Annotated in this window: 20 protein-coding genes; 9 read left to right on the top strand and 11 right to left on the bottom strand. The window is 52.3% G+C overall.

Annotated elements, in window-relative coordinates; all coding sequences use genetic code 11:
• Positions 1-2 precede the first annotated feature (2 nt).
• Positions 3-1,880 carry a M1 family metallopeptidase gene (locus ABGI61_RS04990; protein ID WP_347597797.1) on the top strand — a complete coding sequence of 626 codons (1,878 nt, stop codon included), beginning with the start codon at positions 3-5 and terminating at the stop codon, positions 1,878-1,880.
• Between the two features lie 60 nt (positions 1,881-1,940).
• On the opposite strand, the gene ABGI61_RS04985 is transcribed toward ABGI61_RS04990, so the two are convergent.
• From ABGI61_RS04985 to ABGI61_RS04965, 5 genes are all read right to left on the bottom strand, one after another.
• Positions 1,941-2,213, bottom strand: coding sequence for a DUF3297 family protein (locus tag ABGI61_RS04985; RefSeq protein WP_347597794.1), 273 nt, complete (start codon positions 2,211-2,213; stop codon positions 1,941-1,943).
• 104 nt (positions 2,214-2,317) lie between these two features.
• The gene (locus ABGI61_RS04980; RefSeq protein WP_347597791.1) at positions 2,318-2,998 is read right to left on the bottom strand and encodes a C39 family peptidase; all 681 of its coding nucleotides are present in this window, start codon (positions 2,996-2,998) and stop codon (positions 2,318-2,320) included.
• A gap of 99 nt (positions 2,999-3,097) precedes the next feature.
• The gene (locus ABGI61_RS04975; RefSeq protein WP_347597788.1) at positions 3,098-3,619 is read right to left on the bottom strand and encodes an NlpC/P60 family protein; all 522 of its coding nucleotides are present in this window, start codon (positions 3,617-3,619) and stop codon (positions 3,098-3,100) included.
• A 10-nt stretch (positions 3,620-3,629) separates the two neighbouring features.
• The gene (locus ABGI61_RS04970; protein WP_347597785.1) at positions 3,630-5,060 is read right to left on the bottom strand and encodes an aminotransferase; all 1,431 of its coding nucleotides are present in this window, start codon (positions 5,058-5,060) and stop codon (positions 3,630-3,632) included.
• 120 nt (positions 5,061-5,180) lie between these two features.
• Positions 5,181-6,095: a LysR family transcriptional regulator gene (locus ABGI61_RS04965; protein ID WP_347597782.1), complete on the bottom strand. Its 915-nt coding sequence runs from the start codon at positions 6,093-6,095 to the stop codon at positions 5,181-5,183.
• 149 nt (positions 6,096-6,244) lie between these two features.
• Here ABGI61_RS04965 and ABGI61_RS04960 point away from each other — a divergent pair, with 149 nt between their 5' ends.
• Together ABGI61_RS04960 and ABGI61_RS04955 are read left to right on the top strand one after the other, a co-directional pair.
• Positions 6,245-8,665, top strand: a complete 2,421-nt coding sequence (locus tag ABGI61_RS04960; protein WP_347597779.1) for a TonB-dependent receptor — start codon at positions 6,245-6,247, stop codon at positions 8,663-8,665.
• A gap of 69 nt (positions 8,666-8,734) precedes the next feature.
• Positions 8,735-9,895 carry an MFS transporter gene (locus ABGI61_RS04955; RefSeq protein ID WP_347597777.1) on the top strand — a complete coding sequence of 387 codons (1,161 nt, stop codon included), beginning with the start codon at positions 8,735-8,737 and terminating at the stop codon, positions 9,893-9,895.
• Here ABGI61_RS04955 and ABGI61_RS04950 read toward each other — a convergent pair whose 3' ends face one another.
• Together ABGI61_RS04950 and ABGI61_RS04945 are read right to left on the bottom strand one after the other, a co-directional pair.
• Entirely contained in the window at positions 9,896-11,755 is a 1,860-nt protein-coding gene (locus tag ABGI61_RS04950) for a C39 family peptidase (RefSeq protein WP_347597774.1), read from the bottom strand. It lies immediately after the preceding gene.
• A 406-nt stretch (positions 11,756-12,161) separates the two neighbouring features.
• Positions 12,162-13,082, bottom strand: a complete 921-nt coding sequence (locus ABGI61_RS04945; protein ID WP_347597771.1) for a LysR family transcriptional regulator — start codon at positions 13,080-13,082, stop codon at positions 12,162-12,164.
• Between the two features lie 93 nt (positions 13,083-13,175).
• Between ABGI61_RS04945 and ABGI61_RS04940 the strand changes: the two genes are divergently transcribed.
• The 3 genes from ABGI61_RS04940 to ABGI61_RS04930 all read left to right on the top strand — a co-directional run bounded on the left by ABGI61_RS04940 (position 13,176) and on the right by ABGI61_RS04930 (position 16,826).
• Positions 13,176-14,627, top strand: a complete 1,452-nt coding sequence (locus ABGI61_RS04940) for an NAD-dependent succinate-semialdehyde dehydrogenase (protein WP_347597768.1) — start codon at positions 13,176-13,178, stop codon at positions 14,625-14,627.
• 25 nt (positions 14,628-14,652) lie between these two features.
• Entirely contained in the window at positions 14,653-15,927 is a 1,275-nt protein-coding gene (gabT, locus tag ABGI61_RS04935) for a 4-aminobutyrate--2-oxoglutarate transaminase (RefSeq protein WP_347597765.1), read from the top strand.
• Positions 15,928-15,995: 68 nt separating this feature from the next.
• Complete coding sequence (locus tag ABGI61_RS04930) at positions 15,996-16,826, top strand: DNA ligase (RefSeq protein WP_347597762.1); 831 nt, start codon at positions 15,996-15,998, stop codon at positions 16,824-16,826.
• 6 nt (positions 16,827-16,832) lie between these two features.
• Here the strand turns inward: ABGI61_RS04930 and ABGI61_RS04925 are convergent, their stop codons facing one another.
• Positions 16,833-17,693: a YicC/YloC family endoribonuclease gene (locus ABGI61_RS04925; protein WP_347597759.1), complete on the bottom strand. Its 861-nt coding sequence runs from the start codon at positions 17,691-17,693 to the stop codon at positions 16,833-16,835.
• Between the two features lie 125 nt (positions 17,694-17,818).
• Here ABGI61_RS04925 and rph point away from each other — a divergent pair, with 125 nt between their 5' ends.
• Genes rph through ABGI61_RS04910 form a run of 3 tightly spaced genes read left to right on the top strand, consistent with a single transcriptional unit; the run spans position 17,819 to position 19,584 of the window.
• The gene (gene rph / locus ABGI61_RS04920; RefSeq protein WP_347597756.1) at positions 17,819-18,532 is read left to right on the top strand and encodes a ribonuclease PH; all 714 of its coding nucleotides are present in this window, start codon (positions 17,819-17,821) and stop codon (positions 18,530-18,532) included.
• A gap of 34 nt (positions 18,533-18,566) precedes the next feature.
• Positions 18,567-19,211, top strand: a complete 645-nt coding sequence (gene pyrE / locus ABGI61_RS04915) for an orotate phosphoribosyltransferase (RefSeq protein ID WP_347597753.1) — start codon at positions 18,567-18,569, stop codon at positions 19,209-19,211.
• Between the two features lies 1 nt (position 19,212).
• A complete protein-coding gene (locus tag ABGI61_RS04910; protein ID WP_347597750.1) occupies positions 19,213-19,584 on the top strand; it encodes a diacylglycerol kinase in 372 nt (123 codons plus the stop codon).
• A 182-nt stretch (positions 19,585-19,766) separates the two neighbouring features.
• Here ABGI61_RS04910 and slmA read toward each other — a convergent pair whose 3' ends face one another.
• Genes slmA through coaBC form a run of 3 tightly spaced genes read right to left on the bottom strand, consistent with a single transcriptional unit; the run spans position 19,767 to position 22,059 of the window.
• A complete protein-coding gene (gene slmA / locus ABGI61_RS04905; RefSeq protein ID WP_347597747.1) occupies positions 19,767-20,357 on the bottom strand; it encodes a nucleoid occlusion factor SlmA in 591 nt (196 codons plus the stop codon).
• Positions 20,358-20,816, bottom strand: coding sequence for a dUTP diphosphatase (gene dut / locus ABGI61_RS04900; RefSeq protein ID WP_347597744.1), 459 nt, complete (start codon positions 20,814-20,816; stop codon positions 20,358-20,360).
• A gap of 31 nt (positions 20,817-20,847) precedes the next feature.
• The gene (coaBC, locus tag ABGI61_RS04895) at positions 20,848-22,059 is read right to left on the bottom strand and encodes a bifunctional phosphopantothenoylcysteine decarboxylase/phosphopantothenate--cysteine ligase CoaBC (RefSeq protein WP_347597741.1); all 1,212 of its coding nucleotides are present in this window, start codon (positions 22,057-22,059) and stop codon (positions 20,848-20,850) included.
• Between the last annotated feature and the right edge of the window lie 23 nt (positions 22,060-22,082).

Below are 22,082 nucleotides of genomic sequence, written 5' to 3'. Positions count from 1 at the left end.
TGATGAAATACCGGCTATTACTCAGTGCTTTGCTCGCACTTGGCACTGCATTTTCTGCTCTGGCCGATCTCTTTGCGCCCTTGCCACTGTCGTTACCAGCAGGCAGCAGCAGTACCGGTGTACCATCCGCGCAGTACTGGCAACAGCAGGTCAATTACCGCATTCAGGCCGAACTGCTGCCAGACACAGCCACACTCAGCGCCAGTGCCGACATTGAGTACCAGAATAACTCGCCACAGCCTTTAACCGAGCTGTGGTTTGAGTTGCCGCTTAACCGCTTTTTGCCCGATAGCATCAGTAGCGCTTTGCATGGCGAGGGCTTAGGCAGTGCCGGCGTTAGGCAAATTGCATTTTTCGCCAAAAAACAACCGTTGCCGCTGCTACGTCAGGATACCTTTTACCGTGTAAACCTGCCCCAGCCTCTGGCTGCTGGTGCCAGCATCAAATTAAATGTTAGCTGGCAGCTACAGTTGCCCGAACGCACCGATCCGCGCCGGCCGCGGGCCGGTGTCGAGCGTTTTAGTGATGGCAGTAAACTATTTGGCGTGGCGCTGTGGTTTCCGCGCGCAGTGGCCTTTACCGACAGCGGCTGGGCGTTAAGCCCTTTTATTAAAGATGCCGAATTTGCCACTGAACTGGGCGATTATCAGTTGAATATCACCGTGCCAGACGGCTATTTAGTGCTGGCCAGCGGCGAGCTGCAAAACGCCGCCGAGGTGTTAAGCAAAACGCAGTACCAGGCCTGGCAGCAGCGGGGTGGCAGCCAAACACTGCAAGTGCAGCCGGAGAGTGGTTCGGGCAAGAAAAGCTGGCAGTTTCAGGCGCAAAATGTGCGCGACATTGCGTTTGCCGCCGGTAATAAGCTTATCTGGCATACTGAGCAACTTAAGCTTAACGGCCGCTGGCACAGGCTAAATGTGGCTTACCCGGACAATGGCCGCTGGCTGTGGCACAAATATGCCCTGGCCAGCACCAGGCATTCGGTGCAGCAATTGGCAGAGTATTTCGGTGAATTTCCGTTTTCTGTGATGAACGTGGTGAATATTGCTGGCATTGGCATGGAATATCCGGGTATCACTTTTGTCGGTTTTCGCGGCCCGGATGCGCCGGTTAACGGCCCGGCGCCGGCCTATAGCCGCACTGAAAAACATGATGTGTTAGGCGGCATTATGCACGAAGTGGCGCACAGCTATTTCCCGATGCTGGTCAATACCGATGAGCGGCAGGAAGGTTTCTTTGATGAAGGCATGGTCAGCTTTTTATCGTACTTGCTGGAGCAAAGCTGGAGTATCGATTTTCAAAGCTTTTATGGCAATCCTGATGACGTTGGCGCGGTAATGCACCAAGCCACCTATGCCGCACCGGTGCGCCGGGCTGACCATTTTAACGCCAAGCTCGACTCGCACTACCATGTGCCGGCAGTGGCTTGGGTCATATTACGCCAGCACCTTATCGGGCCTGAATCGTTCGATGCAACATTACGCGACTTTGTTCGCCATTGGCGCGGAAAAAGGGCGCAGTTTGCCGATATTATCCGCTTTTTCCATGCCAAAACCGGCCAGGATTTACACTGGTTCTGGCGCGGCTGGTTTTACAGCAATAAGCATGTGGATTTAGCGCTGGCAGGCATAGACGAGCAGCAAGGTCAGCTAAGCGTGCGTATTGCTAATCGCGGCGGCATTGTGATGCCGTTTTCACTGAAGCTGAGTTTTGCCGATGGTAGCACGGTTGAGCGACATCTGCCGGTCGATAGCTGGCGCTTAGATAATCAGCAAACTCGTGTAAAGGTTAAACGCCCGACAGCTGCTTTGCTGCAGGCTGAGTTAACGGTGTTAGCCGATGCCGATTTGAGCAATAACAGCCTTAAACAGGCAGATTAAAAATAAACGGCGATAAAGCAGCATGTTTATCGCCATGTTTAACCAGATGGTTAGCGCTAATTAGCGGTAAAAGGCTTCTACTTTGCCTTTTAGCGTCATTAACAGTGGTTGGCCGCGGCGGTCCAGCGCTTTGGCGGCAGCTACTTTTACCCAACCTTCGCTAATGCAGTATTCTTCCACATCGAAACGGTCTTTACCGTTAAGTTTAATACCGACATCGTACTGAAAAATCTCTTTCATATAATGTGGGCTGCGCGGGTTAACCGACAGGCGATCCGGTAATGCCGGGCGGTCTTGTTCACTGTTTACTGCATCTTGCGTGGTATCGTTCATGGCGAGTGCCTTAATGTTCAAAAAGTGCATCATTGTAGGCAAAGCCGGCGGTGGGCTCAAGCATGCTGATAACAAAGCTTAAGCCGCAAGGACACGGCTCGGTTTTAATCAGCTGTTTGCGGCGCAAACAGGTGTAACCACAGATCATCGCCGCTGCCGTTGTCGTTGATGGCATGCTCAAATTCGGCTTTCGGGTAGCGGATATTCTTCCCTGACACGCTGGTGTCGTAACTGCCGAACTTAGTCAGATCCCATTTACCGTAAGGGTCATGTACGGTGTAGTACTCGCCATCATAGCCGGTTACCACCAGAATATGCCCAGGCGGCGTAAACCAGCCATGTATTATGGCCGGCAGGCCTTGGCTAACGTGTTGCTGTAACTGCGCAAAGGTACCATTGGTAAGACCGGTAGCGCGGGCAGTGCTGCCGGCCTCCAGCGCCAGTTGATTAAAGGCGCCGGACAGTACCGGTACATCCTGTAGCAAGCCATAGCGTTGATAAAGCTTGTCGGGCACCCGTTCGGTGTCAGATGGCTGCGTAATGCCAAAAAAGTCGGTCACCATCGCCAGTGAGGTGACACTGCAGGTAGATGCAGGCTTATTCTGGTTTTCCAGCTGACTGTAATAAGGTATCGGTGTGTTAATGCTGGCAAGGGTATTAGTTGTAACCTTGGCGATAGCCGCAGCTGCCGCATGGGGCTTTGTATCATCTGCCGTACTGCCACAGCCTGGCAGTGTTAAAAGCACTAAAATGTAGCCAATATTAAGGTGGCGCATAAGCAGCATACCAGGGTTCCTGACAGTGTTTCAGTTACCCTAGATGCAGTGGTTAAATAATTGAAATGATTTACTATCGGCTGTGGCGATAGAACAGCCTGGACGCTATTACTGGCATAGCTCCGGCTTTAACCGCAGGCCGGCCTGAAAATCGGCTTGCGGTATCGGTTCTATCCGCACATAGCCCTGATTGGAGGTCATGCGGTGGATATAGTTACCATCGCCGGTAGCAATACCGACATGTGTAATCACGCCTTTATTCCAGTTGCCGTAGGTATTTTGTAAAAACACTAAATCACCCTGTTGCAGCGCAGCGATACGGGTAATTTTAGTGCCAAATTCATCGGCGGCGAGTGAGTCAGCATGCTCGGGTTTTAGCTCATCAGCCGGCCCAAGCTGGGCTAAGTCCCACGGTTGTTGGCTTTGCAGGCTGGCAAATTTGTCGCCGCAGGCTTGCTGTAATACCTCGCGGGTCCAGTTCATACATTGCTCGGCCTTGCCCTGCGCAAAGGTTTGGTTTTGCCAGGGCAGAGCCGCCTGCATAATCTTATCGGCAGGGGCGGCATCAGCGCAGCCTTGTTGCAACAGACAGCCCAGTAACAGGCCGGAAAATAAGTGACTTTGGCGCATAGTGCTCTCCTTAAGCGCAGATACTGTTTGCAGGCAGCGCATCTTGCTGGCGGACTAAATGCCCCTCAGCATAAAGATCGTCGATGGTCAGTTCAATCGCTTTGCGCAAGGTGACAACAATCTCATCAATTTGCGAGCGACTGATAGTCAGTGGTGGCGACATCACATTTAAATGCACTATCGGCCGTACTATCAGCCCCAACGTCTCGGCGTGATCGGCAATGCGCTTGCCAATATCCAGCTCTTCCGGGAACAAGGCCTTGGTTTTTTTGCAGCGCACATTCTCTACACACACCATCAGTTGCATGCCGCGCACCTGACCAACAATAGGTAAATCCTCCAGTGTTTTCATCTGCTGCTGAAAATAAGGTCCCAGCTGCTGTACGCGTTGCAGCAACTGTTCACGCTGGATAATTTCGATGTTCTTTAGCGCTGCGGCGCAGGCTACCGGATGGCCGGAATAGGTAAAACCGTGGGCAAAACAGCGGCCATGGCCGGGTTCACTGATCACCTTGTGGATGCGATCTGAATAAATACAGGCGCCAAGTGGTTGATAGCCCGAGGTTAAGCCCTTGGCGCTGATAATCATGTCCGGCTCAATATCAAACACTTCTTTGCTGGCAAACCAATGGCCAAGGCGGCCGAAGGCGGTAACCACTTCATCGGAGACATAGAGCACATCGTACTTACGGCAAATAGCAAAGGTGCCCTGATGATAACCCTGCGGCGGCACGATAACGCCGCCGGCACCCAATACCGGCTCGGCATAAAACGCTGCTACCTTATCCGGGCCTATGCGCAAGATGGTTTGCTCCAGCTCATCGAGCAAAAAGCTAAGATACTGCGCTTCGGTTAAGCCCTGCGGCGCGCGATAGTAATTCGGGCAACTGATGTGGTGTATGGTATCACTGATAAAATCGAACTCCGGCGGGTGGTCACCGGCTTTGCCGCCAATCGACATCGACAGGTAGGTTGAGCCGTGATAAGCGTTCTTGCGTGAGATAATGTGCTTCTTTTCGGGTTTGCCGCGACAGTTCTGGTAGTACTGGATCAACCGGTAAGACGAATCGACTGCGGTAGAGCCGCCACAGGTAAAAATAATATGGTCCAAATCGCCCGGTGCCAGCTCGGCCAGCCTGGCAGCCAGCAGGGTGGCCGGTACATTAGTCATATCGACAAAAGGATTGGCAAAGGCCAGCTGACGGCACTGGGCGGCAATAGCATCGGCCATTTCAGTGCGGCCCAGGCCAATATTGGTGCACCAGAGGCCGCCTACGGCATCCAGATAACGGCGGCCGTTAGTATCTTCAATGTAACAGCCCTCGCCATAGCTTATCGGTAAGGCGCCCTGTTCAGTAAACACATCAAACACGGTCCAGGGGTGAGTAAAATGTTGTTTATCCAGCCGGGTCAGTTCGGCGGTATCAAAAGGCTTGTGCATAAAGTACTCCTGTTTCAGTAACACAGGTTGTACCGCAGTTGACGTTGGCGCAGCCATTCCCCGTTCGGGCGGATGGGGGCGGCTTTACCCCCGTTTGTGGGTGATAGATCCGCTTAAATGTTAGCTTAGCTCGCCGCTTTGCTTGCTAAAAGCAATGCCTTGCTCAGTCAGGGCATTAAGTAGCCACTGCATACCCTGGCCAACCGGTGTTTCGCTTTGCCACACCATATCCACGCAGTGTGGAAACGACACCGCCTGATGGCTGGTTGGCAGCTTGACCAATTCGCCGCTTTGCAGCTGCTGTTTAATTAAGTGCAGCGGTAGCTCGGCCCAGCCTAAGCCGGCTGTTACTGCATCAATCAGTAAGGTAGAACTGTTGGTAAACCAGATATTGCTGGATAAATCAGAATCAAAACGGCGAAAACCACTGTCGGCATCGGTGATACGCAGATGGCGGTGCTGCGATAAATCGTAAGGCGTGACCTGGCTGAGCTGTGCCAACGGATGCTGGCTACTGACCACAGTGCCATAATGCACATGCGAAATACCACGAAAAGCCACGTTTTCCGGGTAGTCATCCTGGCTAATGGCAATCGCAATATCCACTTTGCCCTGTTTTAAGAGCTGATACCCCTGTTGATGGCTGGCTTTAAGCAGCATCAGTGAGGTATTGGCAAAGTGCTGTTTAAACTCGTTGGCCACTTTCAGCATAAGGGGCACCGGCAAGGCTAAATCATCAAACGCCAGGCTGATTTCAGTTTCGACATCTTTGTTCAAATTCTGAATGCGGCTTAACAGATTGTTATAGCTTTTCAGTACCGACTTTATATCGTTAAGCAAAGCCAGCCCTTCAGCCGTCAGCGGTGGGGTGCGTTTACTGCGATCGAACACTTCAAAGCCGGCATCTATCTCAAGATTGCTGATCAGACCACTTATCGACGATTGTGCCTTACCCAGTTTACGTGCCGCTGCCGAGAAGCTGCCGGTCTCGACTGTAGTTAAAAACGCCTGCAGTTGTTCAAAGGATAATTGCATCTTGTATCGCCTCAACCGATGGTTAGCAACTGTACTTAGCATAAAAAAGCTTTTATTGATGCTAGTGTACAAGTTCTGAGCAAACAATTTAGCAGGATTACCAGACTTGTAAATTAAAAATAATAATGGCAACAGGAAGGAAACTTAGCATGCTACCTTTTAGTAAACACAGGTTAAGTCTGGTAATTTCAGCAGTATTACTTAGCGGTGCCGCTCAGGCGCAACAGCAACAGGCGCCGGACAGCGAACAGGCCAAAGATGAAAAGCAGATAGAAGTGATTACCGTCACAGCGTCTGGCCGGCCGCAGTTAGCATCGGAAATTCCGATGAATATTAGTGCCATGACCGAAGCTGAATTGCGGGAAAAGCGCATTGGTAACCTAAAAGATTTAATTGCCGATAGCGTGGAGATTAGCGCACCGGGTAACAGTGCCCGTTTTGCCGATTCAGTATCAGTGCGTGGTTTAAACGTGTCGGGCGTAAATGCCAATAATATTCAGCAGTTTATCCGCACCACCATGGCATATTATTTGGATGCAACGCCGCTGCCGAACATAAACTACCGTATTAAAGACATTAACCGGGTAGAGACTCTGCTGGGCCCACAGGGCACCCTGTACGGTGCCGGCAGCCTGGGCGGTACCATCCGTTATATCACCAATCAGCCGGTGCTGGATGATTTCCAGTTCGACTTTAATACCAGTCTGTATCAAACCAAAAATGGCGGCGTTAGTAACGATACCGATATCGTCGTAAACGTGCCACTGGGCGAGCGGGTGGCTCTGCGTGCCTCTCTGGCGAATTTGAATGAAAAAGGTTACACCGACCGTCAGGTCAACCCCAGCTGGCTGGCAGAGGGTGAAGGCTTCCCCGGTAACCCTAACCCGAACCAGACGTTATACAAAGACGACGATTATCAGTACGTCACCGGTGGTAAGGTGGCGCTGTTGTGGCAAGTCAGTGATGATGTAAAACTGACCTTTAGCCATATTCAGCAGGATCAGCTGGCGCACGGGACTAATGGCGCAGCGCGCTTACCGGTGGACCGGGCCTGTGAAGGCATTGCCGATTGCGATCTCAGCTCGTTTGAAACGCCGTTTCAGTATAACGACCACACTATCGTCGCGCGTTTTGAAGAATATGCCGACCGTGAGCTGACGATGGATACGCTGGACTTAGACTGGCAACTGCCGGGCATTAAACTGCACAGTACCACCTCGTACTATAAAGACAGCAGTATCGGCCAGGCCGATTACGCCTCACAGGGTGATGCGTATTATGGCTGGATCCCGGGTTTAGCACTGGCAGATGGCAACGACTCGGCCTATATGACCTTTGATAACACCTACAAAGGCCTGACGCATGAAACCCGCTTAACCTCAGATACCGATAGCCGCTTAAGCTGGATCGCCGGGATATATTACACGGATCAGAAGCGCAATTTTCGTTTCTCCGAATGGTTTGAGCAATTGGATGACATTGCCTCAGAAGTGGGCTGGCTCGGTTTTGACCGCGCCGCTGTCGGCGGTGTGCCGGGCCAGGGCTACGAGGAAGACCTGGGTAGTAAATACAAAGAACTGGCGCTGTTTGGTGAAATTGGCTACGACATCACCGACAAGTTAAATGTCACTGTGGGCGCGCGGGTATTTAACTATGAAGATACCGGCCTGGCGCTTATTCGTGATTACTTAGGTACCACCGACTCTAACCGTGAGTTTAGCAATAAAGAAAATGGCGAGAGCTTTTATAAATTTAATGCCTCGTACAAATTCAGTGATGAAGTATTCGCCTATTTTACCTATTCGCAAGGCTTCCGTCGCGGCGGTACCAACGGCTTTCGTGATGAAGGCGGCCAGCTGGTGGCCGATGATGTGCAAAACTACGAGCCGGATTCTACCGATAACCTGGAGCTGGGGGTAAAAGGCCACTTGGCTGATGGCTGGTATGTACAAACCAACGTGTATCAGATCAACTGGAACAACGTACAAACCTATTTTTCGCAAACCATTGACGGCATTTTCCCGGTTAACGGCACTACCAATGGCCCGGATGCGGTAACCCGGGGCTGGGAATTAAATACCCGTTACTATTTAACCGACAATATTACCTTAAGTTATGCCACGGCTACCACTGAGGGCAAGTGGGATGAAACCTTAACCAAGTGCGTATACCAGGACGTGGCCGAAGCGGATAACGAGTGTCGCACCTGGAACAAAGGCGGCCTGCTGGGCGGCTCACCGAAATGGCGGCATAACTTTGGTGTGCGTTATGACACCGACTTTGACAACGGTATGACGGCGTACGCCGCATTAAACGGCCGCTATGTTGGCAAAGTACAGAACGACCGTCAGGATGACCCAACCTCACCGGTATTTGAATACCCGTCGTACACCACTTTTAGTGCCAATATTGGCTTTGGTAAAGACAACTGGGATGTGGCGATTTGGGCACAAAACCTGACCGATGAAGATGCCATTGTATCGAACTTAAATGGCGGTGTACTGGGCCGGCGTACTATAGCGCTGACGCCACGCACTATTGGTATTAATTTCTCCTACAAATACTACTAACAGTATTGTAGGCTTGGTAAAAGTGAGCCGGTTCGCCGCGCTCACTTTTTCTGCTTTAAGGAGCCGTAGATGCAGGAATTATCCATGGACACCGAGGTTAAGCCTACCGGCTACTGGGCCGAATATGCCGGTCTGATGCTGATTGCCATGATGGGTGCAGCTGTAACCAATTTAATGCCACTTATCGTCGGCGCTTTTTCTGATAGCGGTTTATTCAGCACCCAGCAGGTAGGCTATCTGGCTGCGGCTGATGTTGCCGGTATTTTACTCTCTACCACCTCTGCTTTTTGGTGGGTGCGTAGGGTGCCCTGGCGCCCGGCAGTACAGCTGAGTTTGCTGCTATTTATAGGCGCTAATCTGCTTACCAGCCTGGCAGATGGCTACAGTGCGCTGCTGCTATTGCGCTTTGCCGCAGGCATCGCTTGCGGTGTCAGTTACGCCATCGCGTTGGCGGCACTGGGTGACTCACAGCGGGTAGACAAAGCCTTTGGCGTGATGGTAACGATACAGGTGGTGTTTGGCACTGTCGGTTTTATGCTGCTGCCAGAGCTGATTGGTCGTTTTGGCTATAGCGCCATTTACCAAAGCTTTAACCTGTTTTTACTGGCCGCCTTGCTGCTGAGCTTTATTCGTTTTGCGCAAAACCAAAAACCGCAGCACAGTGTGCGCTTTGAACTCAGTGGCCGCTTAGCGCCGGCCTTGTGGGTATTTGCCGGTGTCGTGCTGTATTACTTTGCGCAGGGCGGCGTGTGGGGCTACCTCGAGCGCTTAGGTGTCTCAGCCGGGCTAACTATGGCTGAAGTCGGCTATGTGCTGGGGTTAGGCTTTGCCATCAGTGCGGTGGGCTCAATGTTATCGGGCACCTTTGTCGGCAAATATGGCCGCACGGCTGCGCTGTGGCTAACAGTCGCGGTTCAGTTGCCCTGTTTACTGGCGCTGGGTTTGTTAAGCAGCGGTCCAGCCTGGCTGATTTATGCTGCAGCGACCATTGTGTATCAGATTTTCTGGAGCTTTGTGGTGCCGGTGATGATGGGCATTTTCAATGATGTCGACCCGTCTGGCCGCTTAATTGTGTTTTGCTTAAGCGCATTTAAAGTGGGCTTAATGCTGGGGCCACCCATTGCAGCGCTGACGATCAGTACCTTTAGCCTGACGGCGGTGTTGCCACTGGGTGCCGCAGCGATAGTGTTAAGTGCGCTGTGCCTGCAGCTGGCACAGCGCAGGGGTTAGTTACTCAAACCGGTGCAACCACAGGTCATTGCCGCTGCCATTATCGTTAATGGCATATTCAAACGCCGCTTTCGGGTAGCGCACGCCCTTACCGGATTTACTGGTGTCGTAGCTGCCCCATTTTTGCAGGTTCCACACACCGTAAGGGTCGTTTACCGTGTAGTGGGTGCCGTCATAGCCAGTTACCACCATAATGTGGCCTGGTACGGTAAACCAGCCATGTACTATGGTGGGTTTGCCGGCACTGGCCAGCGCCCGCAGTTGGCTGATTGTACCGTTAGTCACACCAATATCGCGCAGCGGGCTGCCTTTTTCCTGCGCTATGGTATTAAAACCCCAGGCCAGTGAGGGCACGTCCTGCAATACACCAAAGCGGTTGTTTAAATAATCCGGTGTGCGCTGGCCCAACACTGCCGGGTCGGTCAAGCCAAAAAAGTCGGTGATCATCGCCAGGGAGGTAATGCTGCAAGTGCCGCTTGGGTTCACCGCATTTTGATTCTGGTTCCAGTAGGGGACGGCTTGTGGTGCAGGTGGCGGAGGTGTCGGGCTGCCGGTCAGGTAGTTTTTAAAGCTGTTGTTACCGGCTGAGCAGTCGACATCAGCATCAAAGCTGCTGCGCTGCCAGTTGACATTGCTCCAGTCCTGCCATACGGCTTGCGGTACTGAGCCGCCGGGCACACGCCAGATACTGGCATTAGGGCCGGCCACATTTAAGAACGTATTTAGCTGTGCCGGGCTGATAGTATCGTACTCGGTAGACACGATATGCCAGATTGGTTTATTGGCACCCAAGGCACGGTATTCGCAATTACCGGCTTCAATCCAGCGTTTCGGATCGGCCATGTAGCTGCTGCCCCACACTTCCAGATAGGTTTGCGGCATATGAAAATCGACATACTGGTCGATAATATCCACCCGCATGCCCTGATCAGCCGGGTTGCTCCAGGTAGTCGCACCCAGCGGGAAATCACTCGTGGCATAGCCATCGTTGATGGCGCGGGTGCGGGCGGCACGGAATGCCTGAAACAGGCTGTGCAGTTCCGTGGTTTTGTTATTAAATTCCACTTCAACATCAGAGACAAAACCAACATAACCATAGCGGGCCGCCTGATATAGTGCATCGGCCTGAGCGGCATTATTGCCCGGATAATTGTACGACCAGGCCCAGGGCTCGATGCCTTTGTTTTTGTAGATATTGGTGGTGGTGGTTGAGCACGCATCGACAAACAGCGAGCAAGCGGCGGCATCGTCGGCAATCTTGATAAAGATGCGTTTTACGCCCATAGCGGCAAGCTCATTGGCCAGTTGGGTATGGGTTTTGTTAACCCCAGCCTCGTCGATATACCAGAGCCAGGCACCAAACTTGTTTACCCAGCTGCCGGGCAGGGTGGTGTTTTTTACGCTGGTGTAGAAGGTTGCTGACCAGCGGGTGGTTAAACAGGCCGTGCCGCCTTGTAAATACTGGCATTTTGCTACTTCGTCGGCAGTGAAGTTGCCATAAACATTATTCGGTGTGCCGTCGTTGCGTTGCTCATAGCAGTGGTTGCCATATTGTGCTGAGCGCACGGAACCATCAGGGCAGCTGCCGCTACCGCGCAGGTTAGTGGTAAAGGCCCGCGACCAACGCAGTACACTGATATTAGTGCCGTTTACGCTCACCGTGCGTGGCGTGGTGCAGGCACTGCCACCGCCGGCACTAACACAGCGATCAGTCATGGTTTTGGTAAAGGGGCCATAAACATCGCTACTGTTGGCACAAAAGCTTAAATTATTATCAAAGCTGCTGCCATCCGGGCACAGCGCCAGGGTGTCAAATGATGCCAGTGCTGATAGCAGCAACAGGCCGGATAAATATTTCATTACACTCTCCAACTGTTATTTTTGTCGTTGTCCGTCTTGTTATCTCACTACTCCTTGTAGTGGCGATGGCACGGTACAGCTGGGCCATTGGCAGACTATAAAAACGATAAAACAGCTTGGGAAAATGGTTAGCATCGGCTGATGCGATGAATTGTTTCATTTTTGTGAAAATAGGGCTAAAAAACAGGGCGCCAGGCGCCCTGCGGTAAATATAATACCAGGAGGTAAGTTAAACGCAGGCCGCGAACGGGAGTGTTTCGGCCTGTAACCCGAGGCAGTAATCACCACCGGCCTCAGAATAAGCGCGTATTACAGATAACAAAAATGAGCCACTATCGGTTAACACGATAGAAAGAGGTTTTTGCTTACGGGTAATGAGGTAGCAGCAGACTCGTGCTCATTCTTGTTAGTGCTGTGCTTTCAGCAGGCGCTGCAGTATACCCAGGGCCAGCTGCACCTTGGCGCTGTCGCGGGGTGTCTGTTTACTGACAATAGACTGATTGAAAGGATACCGATATTCAGCCGCTTTCAGATAACGCAATTTACCATCATCTATGTAGGGCCGGGCAATCTCTTCTGGTAAAAAGCCGATATAAACACCAGATAGTAACAGCGCAAGCCGGGTATCAAACTGATAGGCGCGGGCGCCGGCCTTTAGTTTCTGTAATTGTTTGCGCCCTTCCGGGTTAATGTCGACACCCGGGTGAATGGCCGGGTATTGAGCGAGCAACTCATCATTTATGGCGTCATCAGCTACGACAAACAGCGGATGTGTACAAGCGCAGCATAAAAAAATCGGTGTGCTAAGCGCGTGTTGATAGTGTAAGCCATCAATCTGCCGGTAGCCTGGCATCAGGGCCAGATGGGCCTGATCTTTTAGCAGCGCCAGTTCAATTTGCTGCAGGGGTAATACATCCAGCGCCAATGTTAACTGCGGTGCCTGTTGTTGCAGCGCGGTGCTGAATTTACTTAGTAAATGCAAACGCGATTGATCCAACTGATCGGCGGTTAAAATGACCAGCTCGCCACTTAATGAATCCGTCAGGCTGGCGACCAGCTGGCTAAACTGCTGATGTGCCTGCTCCAGCTGCGCTATGGCGTTATAAACCGCCTGGCCTTCCCGTGTTAACGAAAAGCCTTGCCGGCCGCGCTGACATAAGCTTAGGTTTAGCCGGTGTTCCAGATTGGCGATATAAATACTGATGGTCGAGCGGCCAATATTCAGCTCCGTTTCTGCTGCGGTAAAACCACCACAATCCACCACCGTCTGAAAAATGCGCAGCAGCTTAATATCATGCTGCGTCAGGTTTTTTGGTAATCTGGCCATAAAGTTGATTATTTTCAAACTAAGCGTTGAATGTTTGGTATTTAATCCGGTCTGCTAAGCTGGTGCAATACCCCCAATGGTGTGGAGATAAAGATGACCCCTGACACAACCAACCCTTTACTGAAAACTGGCTGCTATATCAATGGCCGCTGGTGCGATGCCGACAAAAGATTTGCCGTGCTAAACCCGGCCAACCAGCAGCTGCTGGCCCAGGTCAGTGATGCCGGTGCGGCCGAGGCTGAGCAAGCGGTACTGGCTGCCAGTACAGCCTTTGCCGGTTGGGCGGCCTTACCGGCGGCCAAACGTAGCGAGCTGCTGCAGCGCTGGTATCAGTTGGTGCTACAACATCAGGATGAACTGGCCCGCTTGCTGACGCTGGAGCAGGGTAAACCGCTTTCCGAGGCCAAAGGCGAAATAGCCTATGGCGCGTCTTATTTACAATGGTTTGCCGAAGAAGCCAAACGGCTTTACGGCGATACCATACCGGCGCCCTCAGCTGATAAGCGCATTATTGTGCAGCGGCAACCGGTAGGGGTGGTAACGGCCATTACGCCGTGGAATTTCCCCAACGCCATGATTGCCCGTAAAGCCGCTGCAGCCCTTGCAGCTGGCTGTACCTTTGTGGTGAAACCGGCGCAACAAACGCCATTGTCGGCGCTGGCGTTGGCAGAGCTTGCCGATCAGGCCGGTATTCCACCTGGCGTATTTAATGTGGTAGTGGGCGGTGATGCCAAAGCCATCGGCGCTGTGCTTACCCAGCACCCTAAAGTGGCCAAGTTTAGCTTCACCGGCTCTACGGCGGTGGGTAAGCAGCTGCTGAAACAATGTGCTGATGGCGTAAAACGGGTCACCATGGAGCTGGGTGGCAATGCGCCCTTTATCGTGTTTGACGATGCCGACTTAGACGCTGCGGTGCAGGGCCTGCTGGCATCGAAGTTTCGTAATGCCGGCCAAACCTGTGTCTGTGCCAACCGCATTTTGGTGCAGCGCGGTGTATATCAGGCTTTTGCCGATAAACTGGCGATTGCCATCACCCAGCTTAAGGTCGGCGATGGTTTAAGCAGCGACAGCCAAATAGGCCCTTTAATTGACGATGACGCGCTGCAGAAAGTCAGCAGTTTAGTGCAAAGCGCAGTAGCGGATGGTGCCCGTGTATTGCTGGGCGGTAAAGCTGATAGCGCAGGGAAACAGTTTTACCAACCCACCTTGTTGTGCGGTGTGCGCGCTGATATGGGCATAAGTCGCGAGGAAATTTTTGGCCCGGTGGCGCCACTGATGGCATTTGACACCGAGCAGGACGCCATTGCGCTGGCTAACAGCACCGAGTATGGCCTGGCAGCTTACTTTTACAGCCGCGATATTGGCCGGGTGTTTCGGGTGGCACAACAACTACAGTTTGGCATGGTGGGTATTAATGAAGGCATTATCTCCAATGCGGCCGCGCCTTTTGGCGGCGTAAAGCAATCGGGCTTTGGCCGTGAAGGCTCTAAATATGGCCTGGATGATTATACCGACGTTAAATACCTGTGTTTAGGTGGGATCTAACCGAGCATATTGAACAGGCAACAGCATGAGTAATCAGCAGTTACAACAGCGTAAGCAGGCCGTATTCGCCCGTGGCCAGGGTAATCTGTATCCGGTGTATGTACAGCGGGCAAAAAATGCCGAAGTGTGGGATGTCGAGGGTAACCGTTATATCGACTTTGGCACTGGCATAGCGGTATGTAATACCGGCCATGCTCACCCCAAAGTGGTGGCGGCGGCACAAGCCCAGTTGGCCGATTTTAGTCACAGCTGCCTGATGATTAACCCCTATGCTGAAGCAGTCGAACTGGCCGAAAAGTTGACCCAGCTAGCGCCTGGCTGCAGCGAGAAAAAAGCCATCTTTGTCAGCACCGGCGCTGAAGCGGTAGAAAACTGTATTAAAATCGCCCGGGCCTATACCCGCCGTCGTGGTGTTATTGCCTTTAGCGGCGGCTTTCATGGCCGCACCAATATGACGATGGCGTTAACCGGCAAAGTCGCGCCCTATAAAACGCTGTTTGGGCCTTTTCCGGCCGATATTTACCATCTGCCCTTTCCGATGGCGCTGCATGGGGTCAGCACAGCGCAGTCATTGGCCGCACTGCATAAGTTGTTTAAGGTGGATATCGCGCCTGAAGATGTTGCGGCGATTATTATTGAGCCGGTGCAAGGTGAGGGCGGTTTTTATCCGGCACCGGCTGAGCTGCTTAAGGCGCTACGCCAGGTTTGTGATCAACACGGCATAGTGCTGATTGCCGATGAAATTCAAACCGGCTTTGGCCGCACCGGTAAGCTGTTTGCCATGGAGCATAGTGGGATTGAGCCAGACCTTATCACCATGGCCAAGGGGATCGCCGGTGGCTTGCCATTGGCGGCCGTGGTGGGTAGAAGTGCCATTATGGATGCGCCGTTACCGGGCGGGTTGGGCGGCACCTATGGCGGCTCGCCGGTAGCCTGTGCCGCAGCACTGGCGGTGCTGGAGGTGATTGAGCAGGATAAACTGTGCGAGCAGGCCAATCTAATTGGTGAAGCCTTTGCCGCACGCTTAGCGGCACTGCAGCAGCAGTTTCCAAAGCGTATTGCCGAGGTACGCCAGCTCGGTGCCATGATCGCCATTGAATTTATGCGCGATGGTGAGCCTGACGTGGCCTTAACCCAGCAGATCATCGCCCGCGCTGTTGATCACGGCCTGATTTTATTGTCCTGCGGCTTTTATGGCAATGTACTGCGCTTCTTACCGCCGCTAACGATAGAAGCCGACATCCTGCAGCAGGGGCTGGACAAGCTGGATGTATTGCTACGCTCGGCGTTAACTGTTTAATATTTTGCTTTTTTGTTAAATATTTGGTTAGTGTCTACGCTTAGTGTTTAGCATAAGGATGGCTAAACATGTTTAAAAATGTGCTTTTGTCGTTGTTGTTGTGTTGGACGCCCCCGCTGATTGCCGCCAAACCCGAGCTGCTGTTGGCCGAAACATACAACAATACGGTGGATGTGCAGCAGTACTGGGTAAGCGAAAAGCTCGACGGTGTGCGTGCGTATTGGAATGGCACGCAACTTATTTCACGCGGCGGTAATATTATTGCGGCACCCGCCTGGTTTACTGCCGGCTTTGGTGCTCAGCCCTTAGATGGTGAGTTGTGGCTCGGGCGTAATCAGTTTGCAGCAACCTTAAGTATTGTCAGTAAGCAGCAGCCAGTTGAGGCCGAATGGCAGCAGCTGCGCTATTACATTTTTGAACTGCCTGCAGCGGCCGGAAACTTTAGCTCACGTGTGGCAGCCATGCAGCAGTTGGTGCTAAAGCAAAACAGCCCTTACCTTACGATGGTGCCGCAATTCAGGCTGGCCGATGCGGCGGCGTTACACGCCAAGCTGGCAGAGCTGGAGCAGGCCGGTGCAGAGGGCTTAATGCTGCACCATCAGGATGCGCATTATCACACCGGCCGAAGCAGTGTGTTATTAAAGCTAAAATCGTATCAGGACACCGAGGCAGAAGTTATTGGTTACCGGCCAGGCAAAGGCAAGTATCTGGGTATGGTTGGGGCTTTAGTCGTGAAAACGCCAGAGGGCAGAACCTTTGCGCTGGGCAGTGGTTTAACCGACGAGCTACGGAAAAACCCACCGGCAGTAGGTACACTAGTAACCTACCGCTACAACGGAGAAACCAGCACCGGCTTACCACGCTTTGCCCGCTTTTTACGGGTGCGGGTGGGCTTTTAGTTCAAATTATTCGACGTTTTGAATTTGCTCTCTCATCTGCTCAATTAGCACCTTCAGCTCCACGGCTGCATTGGTAATGTCGGTGCTGATAGCTTTGGATGACAGCGTATTCGCTTCGCGGTTAAATTCCTGCATCATAAAATCTAACCGTCGGCCGCAGGCGCCGCCTTTTTTCAGCGTATGGCGAGTTTCTTTGATATGGGCGTCGAGGCGATCCAGCTCTTCGGCGACGTCTGATTTGGACGCTAAAAACGCCATTTCCTGCTCTAAACGGCTTTGGTCTAAATCGGTTTGAATTTCATTTAACCGGTTAACGATGCGATCACGCTGCCACTGCATCGCTTGTGGCAGATGGCTGCGGACAAAGGCCACTTGCTCTGAAATTGCCGTTAAGCGCTGTTGGATCATCTCTTCGATGGCTTCACCTTCGCGGCCACGGCCGGCCAAAAAGTCTTGTAACGCAGCGTCAAATCCCGCCAGTAATTCAGCTTGCAGACTATCTACATCTTCGCTTGGGGTTTCCATCACACCAGGCCAGCGCAAAATGTCGGCAATGTTGAGTTGCGCTTGGGGCGCTTTTTGCAGTAGTTGCTGGGCTTTTTGTAGCAATTGCTCAGCGAATACCTCGTTCAACGTCAGCTCGCCGGCGGCCTGGTTAGCCTGATAACGCAGGTTTACTTCGATTTTGCCGCGTTGCAGGGCGTTACGCAGTTTGTCGCGCAGCAAGCTTTCTAAGCCACGAAACTGCTCGGGCAGGCGAAAGTAGGATTCCAGGTAACGCTGGTTTACCGAGCGGATCTCCCACTGGGCGGTGCCCCAGCTGGCTTTGGTTTCGTGGCGGGCGAAGGCGGTCATGCTGTGGATCATAATGAGTTCTCTGGCGACAAATAAACACCGAGTATACCGTAGGAACACGGAATTTGGCGAATTGCTCGCCCTCAACCTGGATCCACCCTATAATAACCGCCATTGTTAATTTCAGGAGTGCAGCTATGCGTCCAAGTGGCCGAACCGCTAGTCAGATCCGTGCCCTTACCTTTACCCGTCAATTTACCGCCCATGCTGAAGGCTCGGTGTTGGTGGAATTTGGTAATACCAAAGTTATTTGTACCGCCAGTGTGATTGAAGGCGTACCACGCTTTATGAAAGGCCAGGGCAAGGGCTGGGTAACGGCAGAATACGGTATGTTGCCACGCGCTACGCACACCCGTAATGACCGTGAAGCAGCGCGTGGTAAGCAAGGTGGCCGCACCATGGAAATTCAGCGCTTAATTGGCCGCGCACTGCGCACCGCGGTAGATTTAAAGCTGCTGGGCGAAAATACCATTACTATCGACTGTGATGTGATTCAGGCTGATGGCGGCACCCGCACCGCCTCTATTACCGGTGCCTGTGTGGCGTTGGTGGATGCGCTTAACTTTATGCGCGCTAAAGGCATGATTAAAACCAACCCATTGAACTTTATGGTAGCGGCTGTTTCCGTTGGCATATACAAGGGCACAGCGGTGGCTGATTTAGACTACGCCGAAGATTCTAATGCTGAAACCGATATGAATATCGTGATGACCGAAACCGGCAAAGTGATTGAAATTCAGGGCACGGCCGAAGAAGCGCCGTTTAGCTTTGAGGAAATGCAGCAAATGCTGGATTTAGGCAAGCATGCCATCCGTGAAATTATTGACGAGCAAAAGCGCGTTTTAGCGTAAGACTTCATTCAGGTTTACAGGTAAAGATAACCCTATGAAACAATTTCAAATTGATTTTATTGAGTTTGCGCTGTCGCGCCAGGTGCTGAAGTTTGGCAGCTTTACGCTGAAATCTGGCCGCACCAGCCCCTACTTTTTTAATGCCGGGCTGTTTAACACTGGCGGTGATTTAGCCAAGTTAGGCCGTTTTTATGCCGCGGCATTACAGGATAGTGGCCTGGAATTTGATGTGCTGTTTGGCCCGGCCTATAAGGGTATTCCTATTGCGACTACCACCGCAGTTGCGCTGGCTGATCACTATAACCGCGATGTGCCGTACTGCTTTAACCGCAAAGAAGCCAAAACCCATGGCGAGGGTGGTAACTTAGTTGGCTCGCCACTAAAGGGCCGCATTATGCTGGTGGATGATGTTATAACCGCCGGCACGGCTATTCGTGAATCGATGCAGCTTATTCAGGCGCAGGGCGCTGAGCTGACCGGTGTGTTAATTGCGCTGGATAGGCAAGAGCGCGGTCAGGGTGAGCTGTCGGCCATTCAGGAAGTGGAGCGTGATTTTAATACCAAGGTTATCTCCATTATCAGTTTGCCGGATTTAATTAGCTACCTGGCCGATAAGCCTGAGATGGCACAGCACCTGGAAGCCGTGAAGGCCTACCGGGCGCAATATGGTGTGAACTAAAATGTTAAAACCAAACGGTGTCGGTTTAGGTCGCATTATCAAAGCAGCAAAATGCTCGATGCAAGGCTTTGCGGCCAGCTGGAAGTTTGAGTCCGCCTTTCGGCAGGAAGCCACTTTAGCCGTTATCTCTGTGCCATTGGCGGCTTGGCTTGCCACTTCGGTTAGCCAGTTTGCGCTGTTAGTCAGTGTTTGGTGTTTGGTGCTGGTGGTGGAGCTATTAAATTCTGCCATTGAATCACTGACTGACCGGGTTAGTTTAGAGCGGCATGAACTGTCTGGCCGGGCCAAAGATATGGGCTCGGCAGCGGTGTTTGTTAGCTTAGTGATCGTGGCGCTGGTATGGGGCGCTGCGATTTACGAACGTTTTATCTGAGCCTAACTTGATGAAAGAAGGGATTAGGTGTGCTTCGGCGCGTTGGCGTAAAGCAGTGTGGCTGGAAATGCTTTCTCCGCCGGCTTCAAGGATCACATCCATGTGCCCTCTCAGCCTGCGCGGCATCCATGCCGCTGCTACGAAAGCACACCAGCCACGCTGCTAACAGTCCGGTGTTTTATTCAGGAAAATAAAGCCAGTTGTAGTTGTGTCCACTGATTAGCCCAGTGCTGGGTGGGTAACCGGGTGAAACCGGAGCGGACAAACTGGCTGAGTTTACCTTCTACCGTGGCCAGCAGCAGGTTAGCCAGCTCACCTTCATCGATACCAAAGCTTTTGCCCTCACGCAGCTTACGTTCACGCAGACATTGCTTTAACTGAGTTTCCAGTTTTTCAAACAGCTGGGCGACGCGTTCTTGCAAGCGCTCCTGTTCGCCTTGTAACGCATCGCCGGTTAAGATGCGGCAAATGCCCGGGTTACGCTCAGCAAACAGCAGTATCAGCTGCAAAATTAACTCGGTGCGGCTGGCGGTGTCTTTGTGCTCGTCCAGAATCACGTTAATGCGTGACAATAGGGTGTCTTCAATAAACTCGATCAGGCCTTCAAACATGCGGGCTTTGCTGGGAAAGTGGCGGTAAAGCGCGGCCTCGGAGACGCCGACTTTCTCAGCTAATGCTGCAGTAGTTATACGCTGGCCGTTATTGCTTTGCAGCATGGCGGCTAAGGCTTGCAGAATATCTTCTTTACGGTTGGTACGACGTGGTGCCGGCATTTACGCTTTCCCTGAATGGCCAAAGCCGCCTTCGCCGCGCGCGGTCTGCTCAAAACTGTCTACGATATTAAATTCAGCTTGCACCACCGGCATAAATACCAGCTGAGCGATGCGATCACCCGGTTCAATGGTAAAGCTATCGCTGCCACGATTCCACATTGATACCATTAATGGCCCCTGATAATCTGAGTCGATTAAACCGACCAGATTGCCCAACACGATGCCGTGCTTATGACCCAGGCCAGAGCGGGGCAGGATAGTCGCGCACAGGTTAGCATCGCCGATAAAAATGGATAAACCGGTTGGGATCAGTACTGTCTCACCCGGTGCCAGGCTTAAAGTGTTATCCAGACAAGCGCGCAAGTCTAACCCGGCAGAGCCTGCTGTGGCATAGGCTGGCAATGGAAACTCGTTACCAATACGCGGGTCAAGAATTTTTAAATCGATGGCTTTTTTCATTTACGGCATAGCTCTTCTATCAAGTTTAAAATTAGTTGGCGCTAAACAGCTGCTTAATCTGTAGCAAAATGGCAGTAGCCAGCGCGGTTTTGCTTTGTACCGGTAAGCTGTGCTGGCCATGCTGCCATAACAAAGTGACAGCATTGTCATCGCTGTTAAAACCTAAATGCTGCGCTGATACGTCGTTAGCGCAAATCAGGTCGAGCTTTTTACGGTTAAGTTTATCCTGGGCGTACTGCAGTACATTTTGCGTTTCTGCGGCAAAACCGACAGTAAAGGGACGTTTGGTTGTTAATGCGGCGACGCTGGCAATAATATCCGGGTTTTGCACCAGCTTAAGCTCAAGCGCGCTGTCGCCTTGCTTTTTCATTTTTTCATCAGCAATTTGCGCCACGCGATAGTCGGCCACCGCCGCACAGCCGATAAAAATATCGCTTTGCACCGCCAGCGCCATAGTGGCGTCATACATTTGCTGCGCGCTGGTCACGTCAATCCGCGTTACACCCGCCGGGGTAGCTAACTGCACCGGACCGCTGATTAGTGTGACCTCTGCGCCCATGGCGGCCGCTTGTGCGGCTAAGGCAAAGCCCATTTTGCCGGAGCTATGGTTAGAAATGTAGCGCACCGGATCAATGGCCTCGCGGGTGGGGCCGGCGGTTATTGTAATTTTAATGTTATTAAGTTGGTGTTCAGTATTAAAATGCTTTTCTAGCGCACTAACCAGCTCTAATGGTTCCAGCATGCGGCCTGCACCTGTATCGCCACAAGCCTGATCGCCTACGCCCGGACCATAAATGTAAAAATTATATGAACTTAACCTGGCTAAATTTTGCTGGGTGGCTATGTTTTTATACATCTGCTGGTTCATGGCAGGCGCAACAGCCACCGGCGCAGCGGTGGCCAAAATGCAGGTAGTCAGCAAGTCGTTTGCCAGGCCATGGGCCATGCGGGCAATAACATCGGCGCTGGCCGGGGCAACTAATACCAGGTCGGCCCATTTTGCCAGCTCGATATGGCCCATAGCCGCTTCAGCGGCCGGGTCGAGCAGGCTGGTGCTAACCGGGTTGCCGGAAAGCGCCTGTAAGGTGAGCGGCGTAATAAAATGCTGGGCGGCGTCGGTTAAAATAACCCGCACCTCAGCACCACGCTCTTTTAAGCGGCGCACAAGGTCGGCACTTTTATAGGCGGCAATACCGCCACTGATACCCAGTAAAATGCGTTTATTGGCAAGCGTTTGCTGCATAACAGAGCCACCGGCAACAGAAA

The organism is Rheinheimera fenheensis, assembly GCF_039871805.1.
In the GTDB taxonomy this organism is placed as follows: Bacteria; Pseudomonadota; Gammaproteobacteria; order Enterobacterales; family Alteromonadaceae; genus Alishewanella; species Alishewanella fenheensis.
Note: the sequence above shows the minus strand (reverse complement) of the source record. Positions and strands in the feature narration are given on the sequence as shown.

Coding starts and splice junctions, on each gene's coding strand:
- rph (WP_347597756.1), top strand. CDS start 17,819: ATGCGTCCAAGTGGCCGAACCGCTAGTCAGATCCGTGCCCTTACCTTT.
- ABGI61_RS04945 (WP_347597771.1), bottom strand. CDS start 13,082: ATGGCCAGATTACCAAAAAACCTGACGCAGCATGATATTAAGCTGCTG.
- ABGI61_RS04990 (WP_347597797.1), top strand. CDS start 3: ATGAAATACCGGCTATTACTCAGTGCTTTGCTCGCACTTGGCACTGCA.
- ABGI61_RS04950 (WP_347597774.1), bottom strand. CDS start 11,755: ATGAAATATTTATCCGGCCTGTTGCTGCTATCAGCACTGGCATCATTT.
- ABGI61_RS04985 (WP_347597794.1), bottom strand. CDS start 2,213: ATGAACGATACCACGCAAGATGCAGTAAACAGTGAACAAGACCGCCCG.
- gabT (WP_347597765.1), top strand. CDS start 14,653: ATGAGTAATCAGCAGTTACAACAGCGTAAGCAGGCCGTATTCGCCCGT.
- ABGI61_RS04930 (WP_347597762.1), top strand. CDS start 15,996: ATGTTTAAAAATGTGCTTTTGTCGTTGTTGTTGTGTTGGACGCCCCCG.
- ABGI61_RS04940 (WP_347597768.1), top strand. CDS start 13,176: ATGACCCCTGACACAACCAACCCTTTACTGAAAACTGGCTGCTATATC.
- slmA (WP_347597747.1), bottom strand. CDS start 20,357: ATGCCGGCACCACGTCGTACCAACCGTAAAGAAGATATTCTGCAAGCC.
- ABGI61_RS04960 (WP_347597779.1), top strand. CDS start 6,245: ATGCTACCTTTTAGTAAACACAGGTTAAGTCTGGTAATTTCAGCAGTA.
- coaBC (WP_347597741.1), bottom strand. CDS start 22,059: ATGCAGCAAACGCTTGCCAATAAACGCATTTTACTGGGTATCAGTGGC.
- dut (WP_347597744.1), bottom strand. CDS start 20,816: ATGAAAAAAGCCATCGATTTAAAAATTCTTGACCCGCGTATTGGTAAC.
- ABGI61_RS04965 (WP_347597782.1), bottom strand. CDS start 6,095: ATGCAATTATCCTTTGAACAACTGCAGGCGTTTTTAACTACAGTCGAG.
- ABGI61_RS04970 (WP_347597785.1), bottom strand. CDS start 5,060: ATGCACAAGCCTTTTGATACCGCCGAACTGACCCGGCTGGATAAACAA.
- ABGI61_RS04910 (WP_347597750.1), top strand. CDS start 19,213: ATGTTAAAACCAAACGGTGTCGGTTTAGGTCGCATTATCAAAGCAGCA.
- ABGI61_RS04955 (WP_347597777.1), top strand. CDS start 8,735: ATGCAGGAATTATCCATGGACACCGAGGTTAAGCCTACCGGCTACTGG.
- ABGI61_RS04980 (WP_347597791.1), bottom strand. CDS start 2,998: ATGCTGCTTATGCGCCACCTTAATATTGGCTACATTTTAGTGCTTTTA.
- ABGI61_RS04925 (WP_347597759.1), bottom strand. CDS start 17,693: ATGATCCACAGCATGACCGCCTTCGCCCGCCACGAAACCAAAGCCAGC.
- pyrE (WP_347597753.1), top strand. CDS start 18,567: ATGAAACAATTTCAAATTGATTTTATTGAGTTTGCGCTGTCGCGCCAG.
- ABGI61_RS04975 (WP_347597788.1), bottom strand. CDS start 3,619: ATGCGCCAAAGTCACTTATTTTCCGGCCTGTTACTGGGCTGTCTGTTG.